This is a genomic window from Sorangium sp. So ce176 (genome assembly GCF_051519835.1).
GTDB lineage: Bacteria > Myxococcota_A > Polyangia > Polyangiales > Polyangiaceae > Sorangium > Sorangium cellulosum_G.
This window is the reverse complement of the sequence record NZ_CP150371.1, coordinates 1,472,217-1,494,911: the sequence shown is the minus strand read 5'-3', so window position 1 is coordinate 1,494,911 and position 22,695 is coordinate 1,472,217. Positions and strand designations below refer to the sequence as shown.

General features: G+C 72.7%; 18 protein-coding genes. 10 read left to right on the top strand and 8 right to left on the bottom strand.

The window, feature by feature from the left end; all coding sequences use genetic code 11:
- Nucleotides 1-159 precede the first annotated feature (159 nt).
- The 6 genes from WMF42_RS05595 (at nt 160) to WMF42_RS05570 (ending at nt 6,636) form a co-directional block, all read left to right on the top strand.
- On the top strand, nt 160-1,344 hold the full coding sequence (locus WMF42_RS05595; protein ID WP_061609806.1) for a Kelch repeat-containing protein: 1,185 nt from the start codon (nt 160-162) through the stop codon (nt 1,342-1,344).
- Nucleotides 1,345-1,493: 149 nt separating this feature from the next.
- A complete protein-coding gene (locus WMF42_RS05590) occupies nt 1,494-3,914 on the top strand; it encodes a type VI secretion system Vgr family protein (protein WP_437690672.1) in 2,421 nt (806 codons plus the stop codon).
- A gap of 8 nt (nt 3,915-3,922) precedes the next feature.
- Nucleotides 3,923-4,933: a DUF2169 domain-containing protein gene (locus tag WMF42_RS05585; RefSeq protein WP_437690670.1), complete on the top strand. Its 1,011-nt coding sequence runs from the start codon at nt 3,923-3,925 to the stop codon at nt 4,931-4,933.
- A 244-nt stretch (nt 4,934-5,177) separates the two neighbouring features.
- Nucleotides 5,178-5,492, top strand: coding sequence for an RHS domain-containing protein (locus WMF42_RS05580; protein ID WP_061609803.1), 315 nt, complete (start codon nt 5,178-5,180; stop codon nt 5,490-5,492).
- A 57-nt stretch (nt 5,493-5,549) separates the two neighbouring features.
- Nucleotides 5,550-6,167, top strand: coding sequence for an RHS repeat-associated core domain-containing protein (locus WMF42_RS05575; protein ID WP_437690668.1), 618 nt, complete (start codon nt 5,550-5,552; stop codon nt 6,165-6,167).
- Nucleotides 6,168-6,183: 16 nt separating this feature from the next.
- Nucleotides 6,184-6,636 (top strand): hypothetical protein, encoded by a 453-nt coding sequence (locus WMF42_RS05570; RefSeq protein ID WP_437690667.1) that lies wholly within the window; start codon nt 6,184-6,186, stop codon nt 6,634-6,636.
- On the opposite strand, the gene WMF42_RS05565 is transcribed toward WMF42_RS05570, so the two are convergent.
- Complete coding sequence (locus tag WMF42_RS05565; protein ID WP_437690666.1) at nt 6,637-7,800, bottom strand: DUF2169 family type VI secretion system accessory protein; 1,164 nt, start codon at nt 7,798-7,800, stop codon at nt 6,637-6,639.
- Nucleotides 7,801-7,944: 144 nt separating this feature from the next.
- On the opposite strand from WMF42_RS05565, the gene WMF42_RS05560 reads away from it, so the two are divergent.
- A complete protein-coding gene (locus WMF42_RS05560) occupies nt 7,945-8,592 on the top strand; it encodes a hypothetical protein (RefSeq protein ID WP_437690664.1) in 648 nt (215 codons plus the stop codon).
- 9 nt (nt 8,593-8,601) lie between these two features.
- Here the strand turns inward: WMF42_RS05560 and WMF42_RS05555 are convergent, their stop codons facing one another.
- Both WMF42_RS05555 and WMF42_RS05550 read right to left on the bottom strand, forming a co-directional pair.
- The gene (locus tag WMF42_RS05555) at nt 8,602-10,662 is read right to left on the bottom strand and encodes a DUF2169 domain-containing protein (RefSeq protein ID WP_437690662.1); all 2,061 of its coding nucleotides are present in this window, start codon (nt 10,660-10,662) and stop codon (nt 8,602-8,604) included.
- Between the two features lie 41 nt (nt 10,663-10,703).
- Nucleotides 10,704-11,270 (bottom strand): Uma2 family endonuclease, encoded by a 567-nt coding sequence (locus WMF42_RS05550; protein ID WP_061609558.1) that lies wholly within the window; start codon nt 11,268-11,270, stop codon nt 10,704-10,706.
- Between the two features lie 238 nt (nt 11,271-11,508).
- Between WMF42_RS05550 and gpmI the strand changes: the two genes are divergently transcribed.
- Entirely contained in the window at nt 11,509-13,140 is a 1,632-nt protein-coding gene (gene gpmI / locus WMF42_RS05545) for a 2,3-bisphosphoglycerate-independent phosphoglycerate mutase (RefSeq protein ID WP_061609557.1), read from the top strand.
- Complete coding sequence (locus WMF42_RS05540) at nt 13,140-14,588, top strand: serine/threonine-protein kinase (protein WP_434045855.1); 1,449 nt, start codon at nt 13,140-13,142, stop codon at nt 14,586-14,588. The genes gpmI and WMF42_RS05540 overlap by 1 nt, the downstream gene beginning before the upstream one ends.
- 18 nt (nt 14,589-14,606) lie before the next feature.
- Here WMF42_RS05540 and WMF42_RS05535 read toward each other — a convergent pair whose 3' ends face one another.
- Nucleotides 14,607-14,999: a YkgJ family cysteine cluster protein gene (locus WMF42_RS05535; protein ID WP_233561882.1), complete on the bottom strand. Its 393-nt coding sequence runs from the start codon at nt 14,997-14,999 to the stop codon at nt 14,607-14,609.
- A gap of 29 nt (nt 15,000-15,028) precedes the next feature.
- Nucleotides 15,029-16,045, bottom strand: a complete 1,017-nt coding sequence (locus WMF42_RS05530; protein WP_437690658.1) for a peptidylprolyl isomerase — start codon at nt 16,043-16,045, stop codon at nt 15,029-15,031.
- Between the two features lie 274 nt (nt 16,046-16,319).
- On the opposite strand from WMF42_RS05530, the gene WMF42_RS05525 reads away from it, so the two are divergent.
- Nucleotides 16,320-18,548, top strand: a complete 2,229-nt coding sequence (locus WMF42_RS05525; RefSeq protein ID WP_437690656.1) for an NADP-dependent isocitrate dehydrogenase — start codon at nt 16,320-16,322, stop codon at nt 18,546-18,548.
- Nucleotides 18,549-18,656: 108 nt separating this feature from the next.
- On the opposite strand, the gene WMF42_RS05520 is transcribed toward WMF42_RS05525, so the two are convergent.
- From WMF42_RS05520 to WMF42_RS05510, 3 genes are all read right to left on the bottom strand, one after another.
- A complete protein-coding gene (locus WMF42_RS05520; protein WP_233561881.1) occupies nt 18,657-19,361 on the bottom strand; it encodes a ribonuclease HI in 705 nt (234 codons plus the stop codon).
- Nucleotides 19,362-19,603: 242 nt separating this feature from the next.
- A complete protein-coding gene (locus tag WMF42_RS05515; RefSeq protein ID WP_437690654.1) occupies nt 19,604-21,475 on the bottom strand; it encodes a DUF4215 domain-containing protein in 1,872 nt (623 codons plus the stop codon).
- 538 nt (nt 21,476-22,013) lie between these two features.
- On the bottom strand, nt 22,014-22,415 hold the full coding sequence (locus WMF42_RS05510) for a hypothetical protein (RefSeq protein WP_437690652.1): 402 nt from the start codon (nt 22,413-22,415) through the stop codon (nt 22,014-22,016).
- Between the last annotated feature and the right edge of the window lie 280 nt (nt 22,416-22,695).

The following is a 22,695-nucleotide window of genomic DNA, read 5'->3' as shown; positions in this document are numbered from 1 at the left end:
CGGATCGACGCGCCTTCCGCCTCAGCCACACCGCTCGCCGTCGGCGCACCGTCCCCGCTTCAAGGGAGCCGCGCGTGTCCGCTCAGGTCGTCACGGCGCTGTTGCGATGAGCGCTGCGCGGTGGCTTGACTCCTGTGCTCGTGGGCGTTCCATGGATCGATGCAGCTCATCGCGCATCTCCAACGCTGGTGGCTCCCGCTCACGATCCTGGCCATGGCGGCCTCCGGGTGCTCCGGTGGTGACGGCGACGCCGCCTCGCCGGAGCTCGCCTCTGCAGCGCCGCGCGTGGGCGCGCGCGGGGAAGCCCTGCGGACCCATCCGATCTGGGCTCCTGCAGGGTCGATGATCTCCGGCCGCCACCTGCACACCGCGACGCTGCTCGCGAACGGCAAGGTGCTCGTGACGGGAGGACGAGGCGCGGATACCGACTGGCGTTACTGGGCGAGCGCGGAGCTGTACAGCCCGGCGACGAACGCCTGGACGGCAGCTGCCTCGATGAGCGCCGTCCGCTTCGAGCACGCCGCGGCGCGGCTCCAGAGCGGCAAGGTCCTGGTCACAGGCGGCCGCGATGCCCTCGAGCGCGCGCTGGCGAGCGCGGAGCTGTACGATCCGGCGACGGACACCTGGACGGCGGTGAGCCCGATGGTCCTCGCCCGTCACGGCCACAGCGCGACGCAGCTCCTGAACGGCAAGGTCCTGGTGGTGGGCGGCGGCAATGGCACAGAGCTGTACGATCCGGCGACGGACACCTGGACGATCGATGACGCGGCGGGCGTCGGCCGCGACCTGCATAGCGTGACGGTGCTCCGGGACGGGAAGGTCATGGTGCTGCGCGAGGGCTTGTACCCGCGGCTCTACGATCCGGTGACGAACACCTGGACGACGGGGCGCTCGATGCGCGAGCCACGCGAGGGGCACGCGGCGGCGCTGCTTCCCAGCGGCAAGGTCCTGGTGACGGGCGGCATCAACGAGAAAACGGGCCGCTACTTCAGCAGCGCGCTGGCGTACGATCCGGTGGCCGATGCCTGGACGGACGCAGGCTCGATGAGCCATGGCCGCGCCTTGCACACGGCCACGCGGCTTCCGGGCGGCAAGGTCCTCGTGGTGGGCAGCTATGACGGCCTCGAAGAGGAGGGCTCCCATGCCCTGGCGAGCACCGACCTGTACGATCCGGACACGAACACCTGGATAGACGCAGGCGCGATGAGCACCACCGCCTACTGGCACACAGCGACGCTGCTCTCGACCGGTCAGGTCCTCGTGGCAGGAGGCAGCAGCTACGAGACCGTGAGGACCTGGCCGACCGCGGAGCTCTACACGCCGGCGCCGATGCGCAGCCCCTGAGCCGACCCGCCCTGGCGCCAGCAGGGCCGGCGCTGGGCCTGGAGCCGCGCGGAGGCGGCGGGAGCCCCGGGCGAGCGTGGACCCCGCACGGTTCCAGCCGGCTGCCGGACAGGGTACGCTGAGCCCACCTTGAACGGGAGAACGGCACCGTGAGCGACGTCGACTTCGCCTTCGCGTGGGAGGGCGCTGCCGAAGGGGCCGGGCCCTGGCGACACCTGCAGGTCGTCGAGCTCCGGGGCAGCGAGGCGATCTCGAGCCTGTACCGCTACGAGCTGGTGCTGGTCGCCCACGAGCCGGCCCCCGGGGTGGACCCGGAAGAGCTCATCGGCACTCGAGCGACCCTGCGCGTGACAACGCGCTCCGAACCGGCCTACCGCGCGGTGCACGGGATCATCACCGAGGCGGAGGAGATCGGGCCGATCTACGACGGCATGCTCTACCGCGTCGTGCTCTCGCCGCCGCTCGCGCGGTCGATGCACCGCACCCGCTGCAGGATCTTCCTCGAGAAGACGACGCGCCAGATCATCGACGCCGTGCTCCAGGGCGACCCGTCGCTGCGCCGCGACGACGGCGCCACGGCCGAGCCCGACGCGGGCGACGCGCTCACCTTCGAGCCGGCGCGGGAGGTCTACGCGTGGCGCGTGACGGACCCCACGCGCATCGACGACGTGGCCACGCGGCCCTACTGCGTGCAGTACAACGAGAGCGACCTCGCGTTCGTCTCGCGCCTGCTCGAGGAGGAAGGGATCAGCTACCACTTCGAGCATGGCGACGGGACGTGCCTCCTCGTCCTCGCCGACACGGACGGCGGCCGGGCGCGCCTCGCCCCGTTCGCGCCGCTCGGCCCCGGGGTGCTCGGCCGCGAGATCGCGACGATGAAGCTCGGGGCGCGCCTCCGCCCGAGGAAGGTGTCGCTCGTCGACTACAACTGGAAGAAGCCCGCGCTCGACATGGCCGTGTCCACGTCGGGCCAGCCGGACGGCGAGGGCCTCGTCGACCACGAGTACCCGGGGCGCTACCCGGACACGCCCGACCAGGGGCGGCCGCTCGCCCAGGCGAAGCTCGACCGGCTGATCGTGGAGGCGAGCTACGCTGTCGGCGAGGGCACGGCGCGGATGCTCGGCGCGGGGAGCGTGTTCGCGCTGGATCACCCGGCGTCGCGGTACGACGGCGAGTACCTGGTGACCCGCGTGGAGTCGCGCGGCGAGCAGCAGGGCGCGCTGCCGCCGGAGCTCGCGGCGCGGTTCGCGCTGCAGGGCGTGCCGTTCACGGCGCGGTTCGAGTGCGCGCGCCGCGGCAAGAACGGGAGCGTCGCCGAGTCGCGGTTCCGGCCGGCGCGCGTGACGCCAAAGCCGCGCGTGCAGGGCACGCAGACGGCGTTCGTCACCGCGGAGCCGACCGCGCAGGGGGCCGAGATCCACGTGGGCGGCCCGCCCGGCGCGGAGATCGGCTGCGTGCGCGTCAAGTTCCACTGGGACAAGGACGGCGAGCGGCTCGCGAAGGAGCCGTCGTCGTGCTGGGTGCGCGTGAACCAGGTGTTCGCCGGGGTCGGCGAGGGCGCGGTGTTCCACCCGCGGGTCGGCGTGGAGGCGATCGTCGACTTCGAGGAGGGCGATCCGGACCGGCCGATCGTGGTGGGCCGCGTCTACAACGGCCAGAACCGCCCGCCGGGCGGCGCGCCGACCGTGAGCACCTTCAAGACGATGACGAGCCCCGGCGGCGGCACCCACAACGAGCTGCGCTTCGACGACACAGCCGGCAGCCAGCAGATCCTGCTGCACACGCCGATGAACTGGAACAGCGAGGTCGGCAACGACCGGAGCGAGCAGGTCGCGTCGAACAGCGGATCTTCGGTGGGGAGCAACCGCAACGAGTCGACAGGCGCGAACCGGAGCACCATGGTCGGCGGGAACAACTCGGAGATCATCGGCGCCAACGAGTCGACCACTGTCGGCGCCAACCAGAACGTCACCATCGGCGCCAACCAGAACGTCTCGGTCGCCGCGAACCAGACGCTCACCGTGACAGGCAACCAGAGCGCGAGCATCACCGGCAACCAGGACGAGAAGGTCACCGGCAACCGCACGGGCGACGTCACCGGCAACGACAAGCTCACGGTCACCGGCACCCAGGACGTCGCCGTGACCGGGGCGCAGACGACGGCGTACCTGGCGACCCACGAGCTGAGCGTCGCCGCGAGCCAGAAGATCAACGTCGGCGGGGAGCAGACCGTGGCGGCGACAGGGCCTCAGGGGCTGAAATCCTCGGCCAGCCAGAAGATCGAGGCGCCGTCGCAGGAGATCAAGGCCGACGGGGTGCAGGCGCTCAAGTCGACGACCCTCGCCGTGAACGCGTCGAGCACCATGACGGTCGACACCTCGCTCTTCCAGGTGAACGGGTCGACGCTGGAGCTGAAGGGCGGCCAGATCCTGATCAAGGGCGGCCAGGTGGTCATCGAGGACGGCGAGATCGCGATCAAGGGCGGGAAGGTCACCGTGAACGGCTCGCCGATCGAGATGGACGGGGGCGGCATGGTCCAGGTGACCGCGGGGGTCATCAAGCTGAACTGACGGCCGCGATGCGCTTCTCGAACGACACGCCCCTGCCCGCGGCGATGATCCCGAACGCGGAGCAGGACGACCGGGTGACGGCGATCTTCCTGGCCGCGGTCACCTACCGGATCGCGCGCGGCCGGCTCACCCTGGCGGCCGCGCAGCGGCCGCTCCTGCTCGACCCGGAGCTGCCGTACCCGCACGACGGGATGCTCCAGAAGAGCGTCGCCTCGGTGTGCGCGACGGGCTTCGTGTACCCGAGAGAGGGGCGCGCGCGCGAGGCCACGGCGGTCCTGCGGGTCGGCGAGCGCGACGCGGGGATCGTGGCGTACGGTCATCGCGTCTGGCAGCGCGCGCTCGGCGGCGGGCTCACGCCGACCGCGCCGCTCCCGTTCGATCGGGTGGAGATGAGCTGGCGGAACGCCTTCGGCGGCGTCGTGAAGGAGCCGGCGCGGGTGGTGCGGCTCGACGACGACGACGGAGGGGGCGAGGCGTTCTTGCCGGAGCACGAGAGCGGATATCCCCACAACTTCGACGGCAATGGGTTCGCTGTCGACGCTGCGCGCGCTGTCGATCAGCCACTGCCGCAGCTGGAGCACCCGGAGCAGCTCATCCGGCGCTGGGACGACCGGCCCGAGCCGGTCTGCTTCGCGCCCTACCCGCTCTGGGGCGGCCTGCGCGCGGTGCACGTGTGGCACGACCAGCAGTTCGACCCGGGCGGCGCGAGCAAGCTCGCGAGCAGGGCGGCGCCGCGGACGACGTTCGACGCGATCGCGCCCGGCACGCGCATCGCGCTCGGCGGGATGCGGCCCGGCGGGGAGGCGCTCCTCTTCGAGGCGCCGCCGCCGCCCGTGGCGGTGACGGTGACCGTGGGCGGCTCCTCCGAGCGGCTCTTGCCGGCGCTCGACGCGGTCGACATCGACGCGGAGGCCGCCGAGGTGCGGATGCTCTGGCGGGCGAGCGTGAGCTACGGCCTGGTGCAGTTCGAGCGCCGGCGGGCGCGGCTGGAGGCGACCGAAGGCTTACCGGTCGCGTGAGCGAGGCGGCCGAGCGCTTCCCGGTCGGGTGAGGAGGAGCGGACGTGGCGCACAACTTCCACGACATCAACGGCTGGTTGCTCGTGGGCCTCGAGATGCACCAGGGGACCGGCTCGTTCACGCCGCCCGGTCGCTGTATGCCTACGACAGCCGGGGGCGGCGGATCGCCAAGGTGGAGCCGGGAGATGGGCCGGAATCCAGACGGACCGAGTATGCATGGGACTGCCGGGATCGCTTGCGAGAGGTGCGGCTGCCCTCCGGCGAGCGGGTCGTCTTCACCTACGACGCCTTCGGGCGGCGGACGCGGAAGGAGCTCTTCGACGCGCACGGCGATCTGCGGCGCGAGGTCCGCTTCCTGTGGGATGGGGACGTGCTCGCGGCGGACATCGACAGCCAGCATGGCTCCCGCTGCTTCGTTCACGCTCCGGGGACGTTCGTTCCGCTGCTCCAGGCGGAGCAGGGGGAGGTGTTCAGTTACCGCAACGACCACGTCGGCGTGCCCAAGGAGCTGCTCGACGCGAGCGGACAGGTGGCCTGGTCGGCGGCGCACTCGGCCTGAGGCCGGGAGACCGAGGCGTTCATCGGTGCGGGGCGCGAGCGCTCGACCGGCCGCGCGGTGGCGTCGCCGTTCCGCCTCCAGGGGCAGTACGCGGACGACGAGACGGGGCTTTGCCTCACGAGGTTCCGGTACTTCGACCCGCAGGTGGGGAGGTGGTGGTGCAGCCCGGATCCGCTGGGCCTCGCCGGCGGAGGTGACCAGTTCGGCTTCAACGCGGCGCCGACCTGGGCTGTCGACACGCTGGGGCTGAATCCGACCCCCGAGCAGATCGATCACGCCGTGAAGAACATTCCTGGGCTCACGGAGGAGCAGGCGCGCTTGATCATGACAGAATCCTTCAAGCGCAACTCGTCCGCGGTCTTCGGCGGGAGCAGGATCCGCGGCAATTTCAGGCCGGACAGCGACCTTGACGTGGGCTTCGGCGGGCTCTCCAAGGCCCAGGCAGGCAAGGTGATCGACAAGGCCAACGAGCTGGGCCCGCTGAGCATCGAGACGACGCGCATCGTCCCGGGGAACGCGACCAACAACATCCCCGTCATCGAGAGCCCGGAGGAGTTCTTCCTGCGAGAGGGCGTCCGCTCGGGCCCCGGCCGCGTCGGAGAGCGGTTCGTCCCGTCCGGGTACATCGCCTATCATCCCGACGGCCGCATCGTGGACGGCAGGATCACGTGCTGATGCTGGAGGAGGTCGCATGAAGCTCCGGTGCTACGTGGATGGAAGCCCCGCGGACCCGAGGTCGCTCACCCGCCGGCCGATGAACTTCGGGCAGGGCTGCCCCGGTCTGCCGGCGCACGCTTGCCGGATCGAGGCCGAAGCCGACGGGTTCCTCGCGGCGATCCGGGGCCAGTTCGAACAGCTCCGGGAGGAGCTCATCAAGGACCTCCCCTACGACGCCGAGTCGGGGGAGGTCCGCGCGCTCCAGGCGCTCGACTGGCCATCGCAGGACGAGCTGCTGCGCCTCGACGAAGGGCTGCTGGCGCGCGTCCTCTCGACGTACTTGATCCAGGAAGTGCTCGATACCCTGCTCCCCCATCGGATCGAGGCGCTGATCGCTCCGGCCTATGCCATCGACAGCGTGTCGACGTTGCAGATCAGCCCGGCGACCCTGCGCATCCAGGGGATCGCCTACCCGCTGGCCGGTTGATCACCGCCCCCACGTCACCCCGAGCTTCGTCTCCTCGAGCTGCTCCTCCGCGAGCGGCGCGACGAGCCGCACCGCGCCGCACCAGGTCAGCGACACAGTCCGCCGCTCCCCGTCGATCCGCACCGTCTGCAGCACCGGCTCCGGCGTGAAGATCTTCGGCGACCCCGGCGGCCGCACCGTCATCCCCGGCGCCTCCCCCGGCAGCGCGAACTGCACCTCCGGCTGCCCCGGCACCAGGTACTTCAGGATCACGAGCTCGTCCCCCCGCAGCCGCTCCGTGGCCAGCCCAGGCGCCGCGCCCTGCGCGAACCGCGGCAGCACCTCGTTCTTCCGGAACGGCCCCCCGAGGTCCTCCCCGTCCGCGAACGCCATCTCCCGGATCGGCTTCGCCGGCGGGTCGTGCTCCAGGAACGCGCCGAGCCCCCGCATGATCCGCGGGTACCACGTGTGCGCCACCCAGCCGACCCCGCCCGAGGCCGGCGCGTCCAGCCAGGCCTTCGGCGCCTGCACGAAGAAGCGCGGCGCGGTGAGCGGGTCCCCCGGGTCCTCGATCTGCGGCAGGAGCTCGCCGTCCGCCCGGTCCCGGTCCACGTCGAGGAAGTAGCCGCGCCCGATCTTGTTCCGCGGGTACGCGAAGACGCCCTCCTCGCGCGGCGACCGCTCCACCCGCCGCCCGTTGCGCCGGAGCGGCGGATCGAGCTCGTCGTGCGCGTACGCGTCGTAGCCCCCGTAGGCCAGGTCCCACGACAGCGGCACGCTCTCGAACGGCGCCGGATCCGGGAAGCGCACCTGCCCCTCGAGCGTCACCTCCACCCGGCGCTCGCCGAGCACGCGCAGCACGCGCGCGCTCCGGCCCACCGCCACGCCGACCATCAGCTCACGCACCTTGCCCGGCGCGTGCGCCCGGCCCGTCACCACCACGTCGGTGGCCGGCTTCGGCGGGAACAGGTCCATATCCTCCCGCAGCGCCCTGTAGCGGTCGTGCGGGTCGGTCTCGATGTCGGGCTCGAAGACGACCGGCGCCTGCTCGTCCGCGAGCGTCACCCGGCCGCCCGCGAAGGAATACGTGCGCTTGGCCACGCAGACCATCCACAGCTTGCCGTCGTGGCTCTTCGCGCACCGCACGGTCTGGGTCACACGCGGGGAGGCCTCCACTGCGCTCATCGGGCTCCTTGCAGGCTCGCGTTCGACGGGTATCCCTGCCCTTGCGCGCGCGCAAGCGCGAGGACCGGCGCGCCCCGGCGGCACAACCGGCGCGCCCCCGCGGCCGAGCGCGCGCGGCGCCCGTCCCTGCGCTACCCTGCGGCCGTGCCGGACGCGCCCGACCCTCTGCCGCCCCAGGATCCCCCGCCGCAGGCCGCCGCTGCTGCCCTCGCGCCTGCGCCTGGCGCGGCGCTCGCGGCGCCCGCCCGGGTGGTGCCCCTCGCCTCCGGGCGCTCCATCGAGATCGCCGAGGAGGGCGCCGAGGAGCGGATCCATATCCGCGCCGCGGCGGGGCAGCTCCTCGTGTCGATCCGCCTGACCGACGAGGGGCCGGTGCTGTCGCTCTCGGGCGCGTCGCTGGAGATCGCGGCCGCGAAGACGCTCTCGCTCTCGTGCGACACGCTGCGGATCCAGGCCGCGCAGGACGCGGCCGTCGAGGTGGGCGGGAGCCTGCACGAGCGGGTGCGCGGGAGCGTTGTGCGCGAGGCCGGCAGGAGCGCGCGCACGACGGCCCGCGAGGTGATGCTCGAGGCGTCGCCGGGCGGCGTGGAGATCCGGGCCAACGACGACGTCGACATCGTCGGCGAGCGGGTGCGGCTCAACTCCGAGGATCCGCCGATGCCGCTCTCCTGGGAGGAGTTCCGCGCGCGGCAGGCGCTCGCCGGCGGTCCCGGGCAGCCCTCCGCGCTGGTCGCCGGCGAGGAAGCCGCGCCGGGGGCGCCGGACGGCCGCTCGCCGCGCGGCGTGAGCTGAGCGCCGCGCTCACTCGTCCCGCAGCTTGTCCATCAGCGCCATCAGCTCCGCGGAGAGCGCCATCTGGCCCGCGGCCCGCTTCGTCCACACCCGCACGATGGGCATCAGCGCCGTCCGCTGGATCGCGAGCGCGTCGAGGACCTCGCTGGCCATCCCGCGCTCGAGCCCCACGGCGATGCGCGCGTACTCCGGCAGGCCGATCGGACCGCGGAACGACTCGACCGCCGCGACGTAGGCCGCGTCGTGCGCCGCGCGCAGCTTGCCCCCGGCGCGCGCGTCCTTGTCCAGCAGGGCGCGGATGTGGCGCTCCACGGGGGCCCAGGCGCGCTCGCTCATCCCGTGCGCGCGCAGCACCTCGGCGCGCGGCGCGCGCTGCTCGGCGATCTCGGCCGAGATCGCCGCGAAGCGCTCCACCGTGACGTCCTCCGGTCGCACGGCCGGCTCGGGCGAAGGCAGGGCTTCGGCGCGCGGCGCTTCGGCGCGCGGCGCTTCGACGCGCGGCGCTTCGGCGCGCGCAGCCTCCGCGCCATCCGGGGCCGCCTCGGCCGCCGGCTTCGCCAGGAGCTGCCCCAGGAACGGCGGTGGAGCCGGCGTGAACGGCGGTGGAGCCGGCGTGATGCGCGGAGAGCGCTGCTCCGGCGCGTCCACCGACGGCTCCGGTGCGGGCGCCGGCGCGCTCGCGCGGATCGCCGGCCGGGGCGGCGCGGGCGCCGCATGAAACGGCAGCGGCTCCGCGGGGGCCACCGCGAGGCCCGAGGTCAACGTGTCCGACGCGAGGGCGCCCGGCGCCGCGGTCTCCGGCCCCTCGCGCTCGTCGCCGCGGGCGCCCGCCACGGCGCTCTCCGGCTGCCCGGCAGGGCCCGCGGCCGCCGGCGGGGTCGTCGACGGCAGGGCCCCCAGCGCGGCGGGCGCCACGAACGGCAGCGCGTCCGAGGGCCCCGCCGCGCGCAGCATCGGGACGAGCGTCGTCTCCGGCTCCGCCGCCACGGCGCCGCCCCCCGGCTCCACCTCCGGCGCGGCGGTGTCGGCCAGCGCCGACACGGCGGCGCGCGCCGCGAGCGCGCCCTGCGGGAGCAGCGTGTCCGCCACGTCCTGCTCCGCCTGCGGCCGCTCCGCGGTCACCACCACCGTGACGTCCTCCGCCAGGTGCCGCAGCGGCACCGCCCCCCGCCACGTCAGCGTGCAGATCCCGCGATCCGCGTCGATCCACAGCGTGTCGCACCGCAGGCGCATCTCCTGCGGCCCCGCGTCGCCGTGGAGCAGCGCCGCGTGCGGGATCACCGCCTCCAGCACGGTCGCGAGCTGCGGGTGCCGCGGGTGCAGGTGGGCGAGGACGATCCGCTCGCCCGCGGGGAGCTGATCGAGCTGCTGGTCCGGCGGCGCCGCGTTGAAGTAGCCGGTGTCGATGTCGTCCGGCAGCGGCCGCTCCGTCCACGCGTCGTGCCCGAACGTCGCGGCGTGCCGGCGCAGCTTCGCCGTCCGCTCGGGCCACGACGGCGCGATCGGCCCGAAGCCGGCGGGCGGCAGCGGATCGGCCGGGCTGCGGAGCTCCGTGCCCGGCGGCAGCAGGCTCGGCGCAGGCCGGAGCCCGCGCGCGTCGGGCGGCGCGTTCGGCGGGATGCCCGCCGGGTTCCACCGATCGGGGCCGCTCGCCGCGCGCTCCCACCGGAGCGACATCCTCGCGAACGGCGTCGCCGCCGTGATCTGCCCGTTCGCCGTCCACGCGCGGTGCCCGTGCACCTCGATCCGCTTGTCGATCGAGCCGACCGCGAGCCGCGTCACGAGCGAGGTCACGCGGCCCCCGTGGGGCGCGTGGGCGTGCCCGACGACGAGCACGTCCACGCGGCGCTTGAACGGCGCGAGATCGCTCGCTGCCCGGAGGCTCGCCCGCGGGTCGTCGTCCCAGCGGACGTCCTTCTCCCACGTCGGCTCCTGCGAGGGCGCGAGGCGCGAGAGCCCCGGCTCGAGCGTGAAGGTCGCCTTGCAGACCACGGTGAGCGCGGCGGCCTCGGGGCGGGGCTGCCAGACGAGGTACGCGACGCGGAGCGGGCAGGCCGAGGAGACGTGCACGCCGCCAGCTTATCTCGCCCGGGTCCCGCGATCTTCCCGCGCTACTCCTGCCAGAGCACGCCGAGCTCGATCTCCACCGCGTCGAACGGCGCCGCGCGCACGGTGACGTCGCCCTCCCACGCGCCCGCGCGCGTGAACCGCCCGGCCTCGGCGCGGTGGACCTCGAGGAGCCGGAGCCGCGGATCGATGAGCCAGTAGTGCGCCACGTGCTCGCGCGCGTAAATTTCCATCTTGTCGCGGCGATCGAGCGCCTCGGTGGACGGCGAGATCACCTCGCACACCCAGTCGGGCGCGAGGAAGATGGCCGCGTTCCGCATCGGGATCTGCGGCATCCTGTCGCGGCGCCACGCCGCGATGTCGGGGATCACGATGTCCGGATCCGTGCCGAGGTGCAGCTCGGGCTCGACGAGGAGCGCCCACCGCCCTGGCCCCTTGATGCCCCGGCGAAACGGCAGGTAGAGCTCGCCGGCGAGGACCGACGTGACGTTGCGGCAGGACAGCGACGGCCGCGGGGTCGCGTGGAGGACGCCGTTCAGGATCTCGGCCACCTGGTTCGGCGGCGTGTCAAGCACATCCTGGTAGGTGGCGCGACGAGCGCAGTCGGGCATGGTCGGAGGTTAGCACGCACGCCCTACAGGGCGGCTCACGTCGCGACGATCTGTCCCCTGTTCCCTGGACGATTCGAGCTCCAGCGCCGCCGCGTGCCGACCGCCGCGCGCCGACCGGAGCCCGCCGCGCCCCTCGCGACGGAGGGGCGCCGGCCGCGCCCTGCGGGCGCCCGAGCGGGGTCGAAATTCCCGGAGCGACCCCCCCGATCGCCGCGGCTTCGTTGTAGATTCCGCCGCCATGAGCGAAGCCGCACCTTCTCCCAGTCAACGCCCCCGCCCGCTCGTCCTCTGTATCCTCGACGGATTCGGCGAGCGCGAAGAAAAGGACCAGAACGCGATCGCCCTGGCGGCGATGCCGCACCTCGACGCGATCAAGCGCGACGCCCAGAAGACGTTGATCGGGACGAGCGGCCCCGACGTCGGCCTCCCGGTGGGGCAGATGGGCAACAGCGAGGTCGGCCACCTGAACTTCGGCGCCGGCCGGATCGCGCTGATGGACATCTCGCGCATCGACGTCGCGATCGCCGAGAACAAGCTCGGCTCGAACCCGATCATCGACAGGACGTTCCGCATCGCGCAGGACCGCAAGTGCCGGGTGCACCTGTTCGGGCTCGTGTCGGACGGCGGCGTGCACTCGTCGCTCGAGCACTTCTCCGCGCTGTTCAAGCTCGCGAAGTTCCACGAGGTCCCGGTCGTCCTGCACGCGTTCCTCGACGGGCGCGACACGCCGCCGAAGAGCGCGTGGGGCTACGTCGAGAGGGTCCAGCAGGAGCTCGAGGGCGTCGGCGTCATCGGCACCATCTCGGGCCGCTACTACGCCATGGACCGCGACAAGCGCTGGGACCGCGTGATGAAGGCCTACACGGCGATCGTGCGCGGCGACGCGCCGCGGGCCGACACCGCGTTCGACGCCATCCAGCAGTCGTACGCGCTCGGCAAGACGGACGAGTTCGTCGAGCCCGTCCGCATCGGCGACTACAGCGGCATCAAGGGCGACTTCATGGCGGACTTCGCCTCGAAGGAGCCGAAGTGGGAGTGGTGGGGCGAGGAGGTCGGCCTCTCCGTCAATTTCAGGCCCGACCGCATGCGCGAGATCTCGGCGATGCTCACGCGGCGGAACCTGCCGCCCGAGGTCCTGGAGTTCCTCACCGACCGCGGCAAGCCGGTCCACGCCTTCCAGGAGCACTGCTATAACTGCATGACCGAGTACGACGCGGCGCTGAAGCTGCCGGTCGCGTTCCCCAAGGACGAGATCACCGAGTCGTTCCCCGAGGTGATCGCCCGCGCCGGGCTCACGCAGCTCCGGTGCGCGGAGACCGAGAAGTACGCGCACGTCACGTACTTCTTCAACGGCGGGCGCGAGGAGACGTTCCCGGGCGAGGACAGGAAGCTCGTGCCCTCGCCGCGCGACGTCGCCACCTACGACAAGAAGCCCGAGATGAGCGCGGCCGGCGTCGCGAGCGAGGTCGTCGCCGCGATCAAGAGCGGGAAATACGACTTCATCCTGGTGAACTTCGCGAACCCGGACATGGTCGGGCACACGGGCATCCTCGAGGCCGCCATCCACGCCGTCGAGGCGGTCGACAAGGGGCTCGGCGACATCGCGGACGCCGTGCGCGAGGCGGGCGGCGCGCTCATGATCACGGCGGACCACGGCAACTGCGAGCAGATGAAGGACGAGCACGGCAACCCCCACACGGCCCACACGCTGAACCCGGTGCCGTTCTATTACCTGAACCAGCACGACCAGGGCGTCGCGCTCCGGTCGGGCGGGCGCATCTGCGACGTGGCGCCGACGATGCTCGAGATCCTGGGCATCCAGCAGCCCGCGGCGATGACGGGGCGTTCGCTCCGCGTTCGACAGCGGTAGTGGGCGCGGCGGACAGGCAGCTCGGCCCGTACATCCTGCGCGAGGCCGTCTCGGCGCGGGCGCTCACCGTGACGTACAGGGCCGAGCACGCCGAGCTCGGCCGGGCGGCGCTGATCAAGACGCTGAAGCCCACGGTGTCCGCGGCGAGCGCGTTCGCGGCCGGCCTGGAGCGCGAGGCGAAGATCCTCGCGCGCATCCGGCACCCGAACATCATCGACATCCACGACTTCCAGCGCGACGACGACCGGATCTGGCTCGTGCTGGAGCCGCTCGCCGGGCCGACGCTCGCCGCGCTGCGCGCGCGGGCGGGGCGCCTCGACGAGGGCGCGGCGGCGGCCATCGCGCTGGAGATCGCGCGCGGCCTCGGGCACGCGCACGAGCGGGGCGTCGTGCACCGCGAGCTGCGCCCCGAGCGCGTTGTCGTCACGCCCTCGGGCGGCGTGAAGATCCTCGAGTTCGCGGCGGCGTTCGACGGGCGGCTGCCGTCGCTGCCCGAGCCGTTCGAGGGGAGCGACACGTTCGCGCGGCCCGACTACATGGCGCCGGAGCAGATCCTCGGGGCCGAGAGCGGGCCGCAGGCGGACGTGTTCACGCTCGGCGTTGTGCTGTTCGAGATGCTCACCGGCGCGCGCCCCTTCGACGAGCCGAGGGCGGAGCCGGCGGACGGGAGCGCCGCGTCGCGCGCGTCGCGCACGTCCATCGCGCCGCGCGAGGACGACCGGTGGGCCGAGGGCAGGGCCGTCGCGCACCGCATCCGCAGCGCGCCGCCGCAGCCGCTCCGGGCGCTCGTGCCCGACGTGTCGCGCGGCCTCGAGCGGGTGGTGCTCCGGTGCCTCGAGAAGGAGCCGGAGCAGCGCTACGAGAACGGCCGCGCCGTCGCGGACGCCCTCGCCGAGGAGCTCGCCGAGCGCGGCCACCCGCCGCCGCGCGCGCTCATCACGAGGGCGCTCGCGGCGGCGAAGCTCGGCGGGGACGAGCTGCCGCCCCAGGCCGCGCCGTCCGTCCGCCCGCCGGCCGAGCGGCGCCACGCGCCGTCGATCGCGCCCGACGTGGGCCGGCTGGCCGGTATCTTCGCGCTCATCCTCGCGGGCGGCGCGCTCATCGAGCTCGGCCTGCGAGAGCACGAGGCGGTCGGGCCGCCCAGCGCTGAAGCGAGGCAGCCCGGCGCGAGCTCGGAGGAGCGCGGCTACCTGAAGGTGCTCGCGAGGCCGTGGGCGGAGGTCGTCGTCGACGGGGAGCTCATCGACGTGACGCCGGTGGCGCGGCCGATCCCGCTCCAGGCCGGGCGACACTTCGTCACGTTCCGGCACCCGAACGCGCCCGAGGAGAAGCGCACGATCTCCGTGTCCGCCGGGCAGACGGTCACGCTCGACGTGAGCATGCGGATCGATCGCCCCCCGCCCGACGCGGGCGCGCCGCCGGTCGAGGACAGGGACGCCTCGCCCTGAGGGCGAGGCAGGCGGCGCCTACGCCGGTCCGCCGCCCTGCCCCGCGCCGCCGTCGCCGCCCGAGCCGACATCCCCGCCGGCGCGGCGGCGGAGCGCGTCGAGCGCGATCAGCGGCCGCTCGCGCTTCTCGTGCAGCTCGCCGAGGCACCCGCCGCTGCCGCGCTCGAGCGCGCGGCAGCAGTCGGGCCGCACCTCGTAGATCGAGCACAGGAACCGGCCGCGCTCCGGGTCGAGCGTGAGCGCGGCGCAGCGGCCGCCCTCGATCCGCATGTAGCAGCGGTTGCCGACGAAATGCGTGAGCTCACGGGCGCGATCGTCCATGCGATCGTGGTCGCACCCGAAGACCCGGATGTACTCGGGCAGGGTCGAGAAGCAGCAGGTGCCGCACGCCGTGCACTCCGGGACGACCACCTCGCCGCGGCCGCCCCCGCGCGCGCGCGTCAGAGCCGGACCTCCACGTGCGTCCCGCGCTTCAGCTCGTCGAGCCACTTCTGCTTCGCCTTCTGCAGGATCTCCCCCTGCAGCCGCTGCAGGATCTCCGGGCGAGCGGCCTCCAGCGTCGTGAAGCGGGACGGCTGGCGGCTCAGGAGCTTCATGACGATGAACGCGTCGCCGGCGCGCATCGGCCCGGCCACCCCGCCGGGCTCGATCGCCATCAGCGCGGCCTCGAGCTCGGGGGCCATCACCTCGCGCTGGCCTGTCACCGCGGCCTGCGTCCCCTGGGGCGCGCGGACCCCGAGGTCGCCGCCCTCGTCGCGGGTCGCGGAGTCGTCCGAGAACTGCCGCGCGAGCGCCGCGAAATCCTCGCCGCGGCGCGCGCGGTCGGCGAGCGCCGCGGCGAGCGCGCGGCGCTCCGCGACCGCCTCGGCGCTCGCGCCGGGCAGGATGCGCAGGACGATCCACGCCGGGTGGTACTCGCGCCGCCGGCGCTCCTCGCGCACGAGCCGGTCGAAGGCGGACTGCACGTCCTGCTCGGTGAGGCGCACGCGGCCCTTCACGCGGAGCTGCAGCATCTTCCCCTCGAGGAGCTGCCGGCGGATCTCGTCGCGGTACTCCTGCTCGGTGAGCCCGGAGCTCGTGCGCGCCAGCCGGAACAGCTCCTCGACCGTCGTCTGCTCCGCGGCCGCGATGTTCCGGAAGGCGTTCTCCATCTCCTCCGAGGTCACGCGGACATTGGCCTTCTCGGCGGCCAGGCCCTGGAGCTCCTCGTCCACCATCTTCTGGATGAGCTCGCGGAGGACCTGCGACTCGGCCGCCGCCTGCTGCGCGCCCGGCGGGACCCGCGCCTGGATCTGCAGGAGGAACGGCCGGGCCCGCTGCCGCAGATCCGAGAGCAGGATGGCGCGGTCGCCGACGACGGCGACGATGCGCTCGCTCACGACCGCGTGGGCGAGCGGGGCGACGAGCCCAGCGGCGGCGACGAGCCCGGCGAGGGCGAGGCGAAGCGGTGCGCGCATCGAGCGCCTCTACCACTGGACCCTGTCCGGTTCCACGCGTTTCCGGCCCGGCGCGGCCCGCGCATGACGCGGCGCGCCTCCCCTGCGCGGCCCTCGCGCAGCTCCTGCGCGGCCCTCGCGCGTCGTTCCCCGGCGCGCCGCGTCGCGCGCTGTCCAGCCTGTTGCCGCAGCGATCCCGGCGCGGTAAGCGCCGCAACGACAGCCTTCCCCGAGCCCACGCAAGGACCAACCGATCTCCACTCGCCGGCGGGCATGTTCAACCCTCGAGGAAATAGTGGAAACGCAAAACTCTACCATCATCTACACGAAGACGGACGAGGCGCCGGCCTTGGCCACCTATTCGCTCCTCCCGATCGTCGAGGCGTTCACGAAGGCCGCCGGGGTCCGGGTCGAGACGCGCGACATCTCCCTGGCGGGCCGCATCCTCGCCAGCTTCCCCGAGCGCCTGACGGACAGCCAGAAGCTCGGTGACCACCTCGCAGAGCTCGGCGAGCTGGCCAGGACGCCACACGCCAACATCATCAAGCTGCCCAACATCAGCGCCTCCATCCCGCAGCTCGTGGCCGCCATCAAGGAGCTGCAGCAGCAGGGCTACGCCGTGCCGGACTATCCCTCCGAGGCGAAGACGGAGGAGGAGAAGGCGATCAAGGCACGTTACGCCAAGGTGCTCGGCAGCGCGGTGAACCCCGTCCTGCGCGAGGGCAACAGCGATCGCCGCGCCTCGCCCGCCGTCAAGGAGTACGCCAAGAAGCACCCGCACTCGATGGGCGCGTGGAGCCGTGACTCGAAGAGCCACGTCGCGCACATGTCGGGCGGCGACTTCTACGGCAGCGAGAAGTCGGTCGTGGTGGACAAGGCGCAGGAGCTGAAGATCGAGCTCGTCGCCGGCGGCAAGACGACCGTGCTCAAGCCGAGCGTCAAGGTGCAGGCGGGCGAAGTCGTCGACGCCAGCGTGATGAGCGCCAGGGCCCTTCGCGCGTTCTACGCCGAGCAGGTGGCGGACGCGAAGAAGCAGGGTGTGCTGTTCTCCCTGCACCTCAAGGCCACGATGATGAAGGTCAGCGACCCGATCCTCTTCGGGCACGCCGTCAGCGTGTTTTATGCCGAGGCGCTCGACAAGCACGCGGCCACGCTGGCCAAGGTCGGCTTCGACCCGAACAACGGCATCGGCGACCTGTACAACAAGATCCAGAGCTTGCCGGCAGACGAGAAGGCGAAGATCGAGGCGGACATCAAGGCCCTCTACGAGCAGCGCCCGACGCTGGCCATGGTCGATTCCGACCGCGGCATCACCAACCTGCACGTGCCCTCGGACGTGATCATCGACGCCTCGATGCCGGCGGCCATCCGCTCGAGCGGCAAGATGTACGGCACCGACGGCAAGCTCTACGACGCCAAGTTCACGATCCCCGATCGCTCCTACGCCGGCATCTACCAGGCCACGCTCGAGTTCCACAAGCAGCACGGGGCGTTCGACCCGCGCACGATGGGCAGCTCGCCGAACGTGGGGCTCATGGCGCAGGCCGCGGAGGAGTACGGCTCACACGACAAGACCTTCAAGATCGCCGAGAGCGGCACGGTGCGCGTCGTCGACGCCTCCGGCAACGCCCTGCTGGAGCAGGAGGTCGAAGCGGGCGACATCTTCCGCGCTTGCCAGACGAAGGACATCGCGATCAAGGACTGGGTCAAGCTGGCCGTCACCCGCGCGCGCGCCACGGGCGCCCCGGCGGTGTTCTGGCTCGACGAGAACCGCGCCCACGACAGGAACCTGATCGCCAAGGTCAAGGCCTACCTGCCCGAGCACGACACCAACGGCCTGGAGCTCCCGATCAAGAGCCCGGTGGAGGCGATGAAGTTCACGCTCGGCCGCATGAAGGAGGGCAAGGACACCATCAGCGTCACCGGCAACGTGCTGCGCGACTACCTGACGGACCTGTTCCCGATCCTGGAGCTCGGCACCAGCGCCAAGATGCTCTCCATCGTGCCGCTGCTGGCCGGCGGCGGCCTCTACGAGACAGGCGCCGGCGGCTCGGCGCCGAAGCACGTCCAGCAGCTCCAGAAAGAGAACTACCTGCGGTGGGACTCGCTCGGTGAGTTCCTGGCGCTGCAGGTCTCGATCGAGGACCTCGCCAGCAAGACCAACAACGCCAAGGCCAAGGTGCTCGCCAGGGCGCTGGACACGGCGATCGGCCTGTTCCTCGAGAACAACAAGAGCCCGGCGCGCAAGGTGGGCGAGATCGACAACCGCGGCAGCCACTTCTACCTCGCGCTCTACTGGGCGCAGTCCCTCGCCAGGCAGACCGAGGACAAGGAGCTGGCGGCCAGGTTCGGCAAGCTCGCCAAGGTCCTGACGGACAACGAGTCCACGATCGACGGCGAGCTGATCGGCGCGCAGGGGAAGCCCGTCGACCTCGGCGGCTACTACCACTTCGACGACCGGAAGACGTTCGCCGTGATGCGGCCGAGCGCCACGCTGAACGCGGCCATCGACGGCTTCTCCTGAGCCGCGCGGGGCCCCCGCCGAGCCGCCCGGCTCGCGGCGAGCGCACCCTCGCCGCGAGCCCACGGGGGACATTCCACCAGGGACGAGGCCGGGCGACGCGGCGGCGGGCTACTCGCTGGCGCCGCCGGAGCCGGGGTACACCATCCGCCGGGACGCGCGCTCGCGGACGGCCTCGCGCGCGAGGGCGTCGGCGCGCTCGTTGAGCAGCACGCCGGCGTGCCCGCGCACGTACACGAGGCGCGCGCGCGGCCGCCGCGCGTCGAGCGCTGCGCGCAGCGAGGCGATGAGATCGACGTTCGCCTTCGCCTTCCACCCCTTCTGGAGCACGCCGATCGAGTACTGGCTGTCCGTGTGGATGACGATGGGGCGCCCGGGCTCCACCTCCTCGAGCGCGCGGAGGATGGCCGTCAGCTCCGCGATGTTGTTGGTCGCGGTGCCGAGGTACTCGCTGAGCTCGATCCGCCGGCCGCCATCGTTGATCACCACGCCGAGCCCCGCGGGCCCCGGGTTCCCCGAGCACGCGCCGTCGGCGTAGACGATGACGGCCCCCTCCGGCACGGGCGCGGCGGCCTCCTCCCCCCGCGCCGGCGCCTTGCGCTGCGCGCGCGCCGGCCCGGACGGCGCCGCGGCGCCTGCGCCCCCTGCCCCTTCGGGCTGCTCGCCGGCGCGCGCCTTCACGACCGCCTCGGCGGGGCCGCAGGCGTCGTCCGGCAGCACCTTCGGATCGACGATGGTCAGGTTGTCCGGCCGCGCCTTGTACTTGCGGCCGTCGTGCGGCTTGTAACGGATCTCGACGCCGCCCCCCTCCCCCACGGTCAGGGCGCCGGCGGCATCCGCGCGGGCATAGACGGTTTGGCCTCGAAGCGATGCGCGAACCCAGGGCACGCGCGCACCCTGGCATGGATCGACGGCCGGGGGTACGGCAGACCGGGCCCGGCGAGCACGGCGGACCGGGCCGGGCGGGCGCGGCCGGCGGCCGGCGCTTGCCCAGCGCCCATCAGCGCTCGTTCAACGCATGATTCAACGCATGATTCAACGCATGATTCAGCGCACGCTCAGCGCTCGATGCAGAGGGCGAGGGACCACGAGTTCAGCGTGCCGGCGTCGGAGCCGGCGTCGTCCCCGACCCGGAGGGTCCACGTGCCGTTCGCCGGTCCGGACAGGAAGGCTCCGAACGACGCCTCCGGCCGGAAGCACCCGCGGAAGGGCGCCATCGCGGACGCGACCGGGGTCGCGCAGTCCATGTCGAAGACGGTCCCGCGGTAGTTGTCGCCGGAGCCTCCGTTGTCGCTCGAGACATCGACCGTCGCGCCCGCGGGGGACGAGAGCGAGATATCGAGATCTCCGTCGAACGCGTGCGTGATGTCGAGCTCCAGCGTCACGCGCCGGATCGCGCCGACCGACGCCACCGGGAGCACGCTCGACGCGACGGAGCGATCCGCGACGGTCCTCGGAACGTCGGTGGACGATTGCACCCACAGCACCTGCCCGGGCGCGCACGCGCCCGGGGCGTCGTCGCAGCCCAGCGCGCAGTCCGGGTCGTCGCAGTCCGTGTCGCCGTCGAGGTCGTCGTCGGCGGCGTCGCCGCAGTTGCGCTCCTTCGCGTAGGTGCACGTGCTGGGCGTGCCCCGGCAGGTGTAGCTCGCCTCCACGACGCAGGTCGCGCTGCAGCCGTCGCCGCTCGACGTGTTGGCGTCGTCGCAGCCCTCGACGCCGGCCCGCACGAAGCCGTCGCCGCACCGGGCGTCGCGGCACGTGATCGGGCAGCCGTCGGTGCTGTCGGCGTCGCCGTCGTCGCACTCCTCGCCGGCCCGGACCGCGCCGTCGCCGCACCCCTCGATGAGGCACCCGGGGCTGCACCCGTCGCCGGCCCTCCGGTTGCCGTCGTCGCACGCCTCGACGCCGATGCGCAGGAACCCGTCGCCGCACGCGGCCCGCGCGCAGCCCACCGGGCACGCGTCGGTGGTGATCGCGTTGCCGTCGTCGCAGCCCTCGACGCCCGCCTGCACGAACCCGTCGCCGCACGAGGCCGCGGCGCACGTCCTGAGGCAGGCGTCGGTGTTGCTCGCGTTGCCGTCGTCGCACGCCTCGGCGGCGGCGTTGACGATGCCGTCGCCGCACGCGGGCGCGGCGCAGGTCCCCGCGGCGCTGCACACGCCGCTCAGGCAGTCGCGCCCGGCCGCGCAGCGCATGCCGGCGGCGCACCCGACGCACGCCGGCCCGCCGCAGTCGACGTCCGTCTCCGCGCCGTTCCGGGCGACGTCGGTGCACGACGGGAGGCACGTCGTCCCCGAGCACCGGTCGCCCAGGCAATCGCCGTCCACGGCGCACCCCTCGCCGGTGGCGCACGGCGAGCACGCCGGACCGCCGCAGTCGACGTCCGTCTCGGCCCCGTTCTTCGCGCCGTCGCTGCACGAGGAGGCCGTGCACCGTCCGTCCCTGCATCTCCCGCTCTGGCAGTCCGGATCGGCGAGACAGGCCGAGAGGTCCGCGCACGGCACGCAGTCGGCGCCCCCGCAGTCGACGTCCGTCTCGGCCCCGTTCGTCACGCCGTCGCCGCAGCCGGGCGCCACGCACCGGTTCGCGACGCAGACGTTGCTCAGGCAATCGCCCGCGGCGAGGCACTCGACGCAGGCGCCGTATCCATCGCAATAACGCCCTCCAGGCGCGTCGGCCCCGCCGCACACCGTGGTGGCCGGCGCCGGCGGGTTCTCCGGCGCGCCGGCGACGCAGACGTCGGCAGAGCACGGGTCCCCGTCGGCAAAGGCGTCTCGCTCGTCATCGAGCTCGATCACGGCGCCTTGCCCGTCGCAAACGCGCGCCTTGCAGTCGCCCGGGACCTGCTCGGCCGCGGGCCTCCCTCGCGGCGCGGGGTCGAGCCCGCACCGGCCGCCCTCGCAGGTGCGCCGCTGACATTCGCTGTCCACCCCGGGACAGTCCGCCGCCGCGCCGCAAGGCACGCCGCCGCTGCCACCGCCACCGCCGCTGCCGGCGACATCCCCGCCGCCACTGGCGACATCCCCGCCGCCACCGCCGCTGGCGACGTCCCCACCGCCTGCGGCCTCCGGGCCCGACGATCTGCCGGGACGGCCGCAGCCGTGTGCCGTCACGACAGCAGCGATGACGAGCGGCGACAGGCCCCTCGTGAACGGAGCGCTTCTGAAGACGTCCGCTGGCACTGGCACCTCGCTCTCCTCCGCGTGTCGCGGAAACGGCGATGTCCCTCCAGGACCCGTTTCGAGCCTGACGGACACGCAGGCGGTCGATGATCAGCGCACTAGACTGATATGGAATCGGGAGGACGCCAGCGGCCAGACGGCTCAGGAGATGCCTTATCTCCGACAGCGCCCCGGACGGTTCGACTCACGTCCATGGTGGCGCTCTCGCCAGATTCCGATTGCCGTCCATTTCCCGAGCGCGCGCCCGGCGCGAGGTGCGAAGAGGCGGATAGCAGAGAGAGGCGCCTCAGAAGGCGGCGTCGCGGAGCTTCGACTTGTACTCCGCCTTGTACAGATCGTGGCAGGCCTTGCAGCTCGCCTTGGCGCCGTCGATATCGCCCTTCTTGGCCTTCTCCGCGCCATCCTTCGAGATCGCGACCCACTTGGTCATCCCGGGCGGCGGCTTCGCCGCCACGTATTCCAGCGCCGACGCGATCTTCGCGCCGTCGCCGCTCGTGGTCGCCGACTGCATCACCGTCTTCATCCAGCCCTGCATCGGACAGGCCTTCTGTCCTTTTGCACCGCAGCCAAAATCCTTCCCCTCGGCAACAGAACCGGGGACGTCCGCCGTCCCGCTCGCGGCCCATGCTGCGCCCGCAAAACCAATGCCGACGCTCATCAGCACCGCACTCATCAGCTTCATGCTCATGGACATACGAGGTCTCCGGTGATGTGAGAAGCAAGCTCAACCAAGCCATCGCAGCTCGGAGAATCCGATTGTGAACGTTCACATGACAAGCGTCAACAGGAATCGACCGAGGCGCTGCCATCCTCGATCCCGGTGGGCGCGCGGCGGCGGCCGGCCTCAGCGCCCGAGCTGGGAGAGGTCCGGCGAGCGCAGGAGCCGCGGGCGAGCTCGCGCTGGACCGCGCGCTCGAGTCGCCGCGCGCAAGAGCGCCGCGCACAGGAGGCGGTGCCCAGGCGCCCGC

Bases quoted from the DNA above. Each gene is read 5' to 3' on its own strand.
- WMF42_RS05595 (WP_061609806.1), top strand. From the start codon at position 160: ATGCAGCTCATCGCGCATCTCCAACGCTGGTGGCTCCCGCTCACGATC.
- WMF42_RS05585 (WP_437690670.1), top strand. From the start codon at position 3,923: ATGCGCTTCTCGAACGACACGCCCCTGCCCGCGGCGATGATCCCGAAC.
- WMF42_RS05570 (WP_437690667.1), top strand. From the start codon at position 6,184: ATGAAGCTCCGGTGCTACGTGGATGGAAGCCCCGCGGACCCGAGGTCG.
- WMF42_RS05565 (WP_437690666.1), bottom strand. From the start codon at position 7,800: ATGAGCGCAGTGGAGGCCTCCCCGCGTGTGACCCAGACCGTGCGGTGC.
- WMF42_RS05550 (WP_061609558.1), bottom strand. From the start codon at position 11,270: ATGCCCGACTGCGCTCGTCGCGCCACCTACCAGGATGTGCTTGACACG.
- gpmI (WP_061609557.1), top strand. From the start codon at position 11,509: ATGAGCGAAGCCGCACCTTCTCCCAGTCAACGCCCCCGCCCGCTCGTC.
- WMF42_RS05530 (WP_437690658.1), bottom strand. From the start codon at position 16,045: ATGCGCGCACCGCTTCGCCTCGCCCTCGCCGGGCTCGTCGCCGCCGCT.
- WMF42_RS05510 (WP_437690652.1), bottom strand. From the start codon at position 22,415: ATGAGCATGAAGCTGATGAGTGCGGTGCTGATGAGCGTCGGCATTGGT.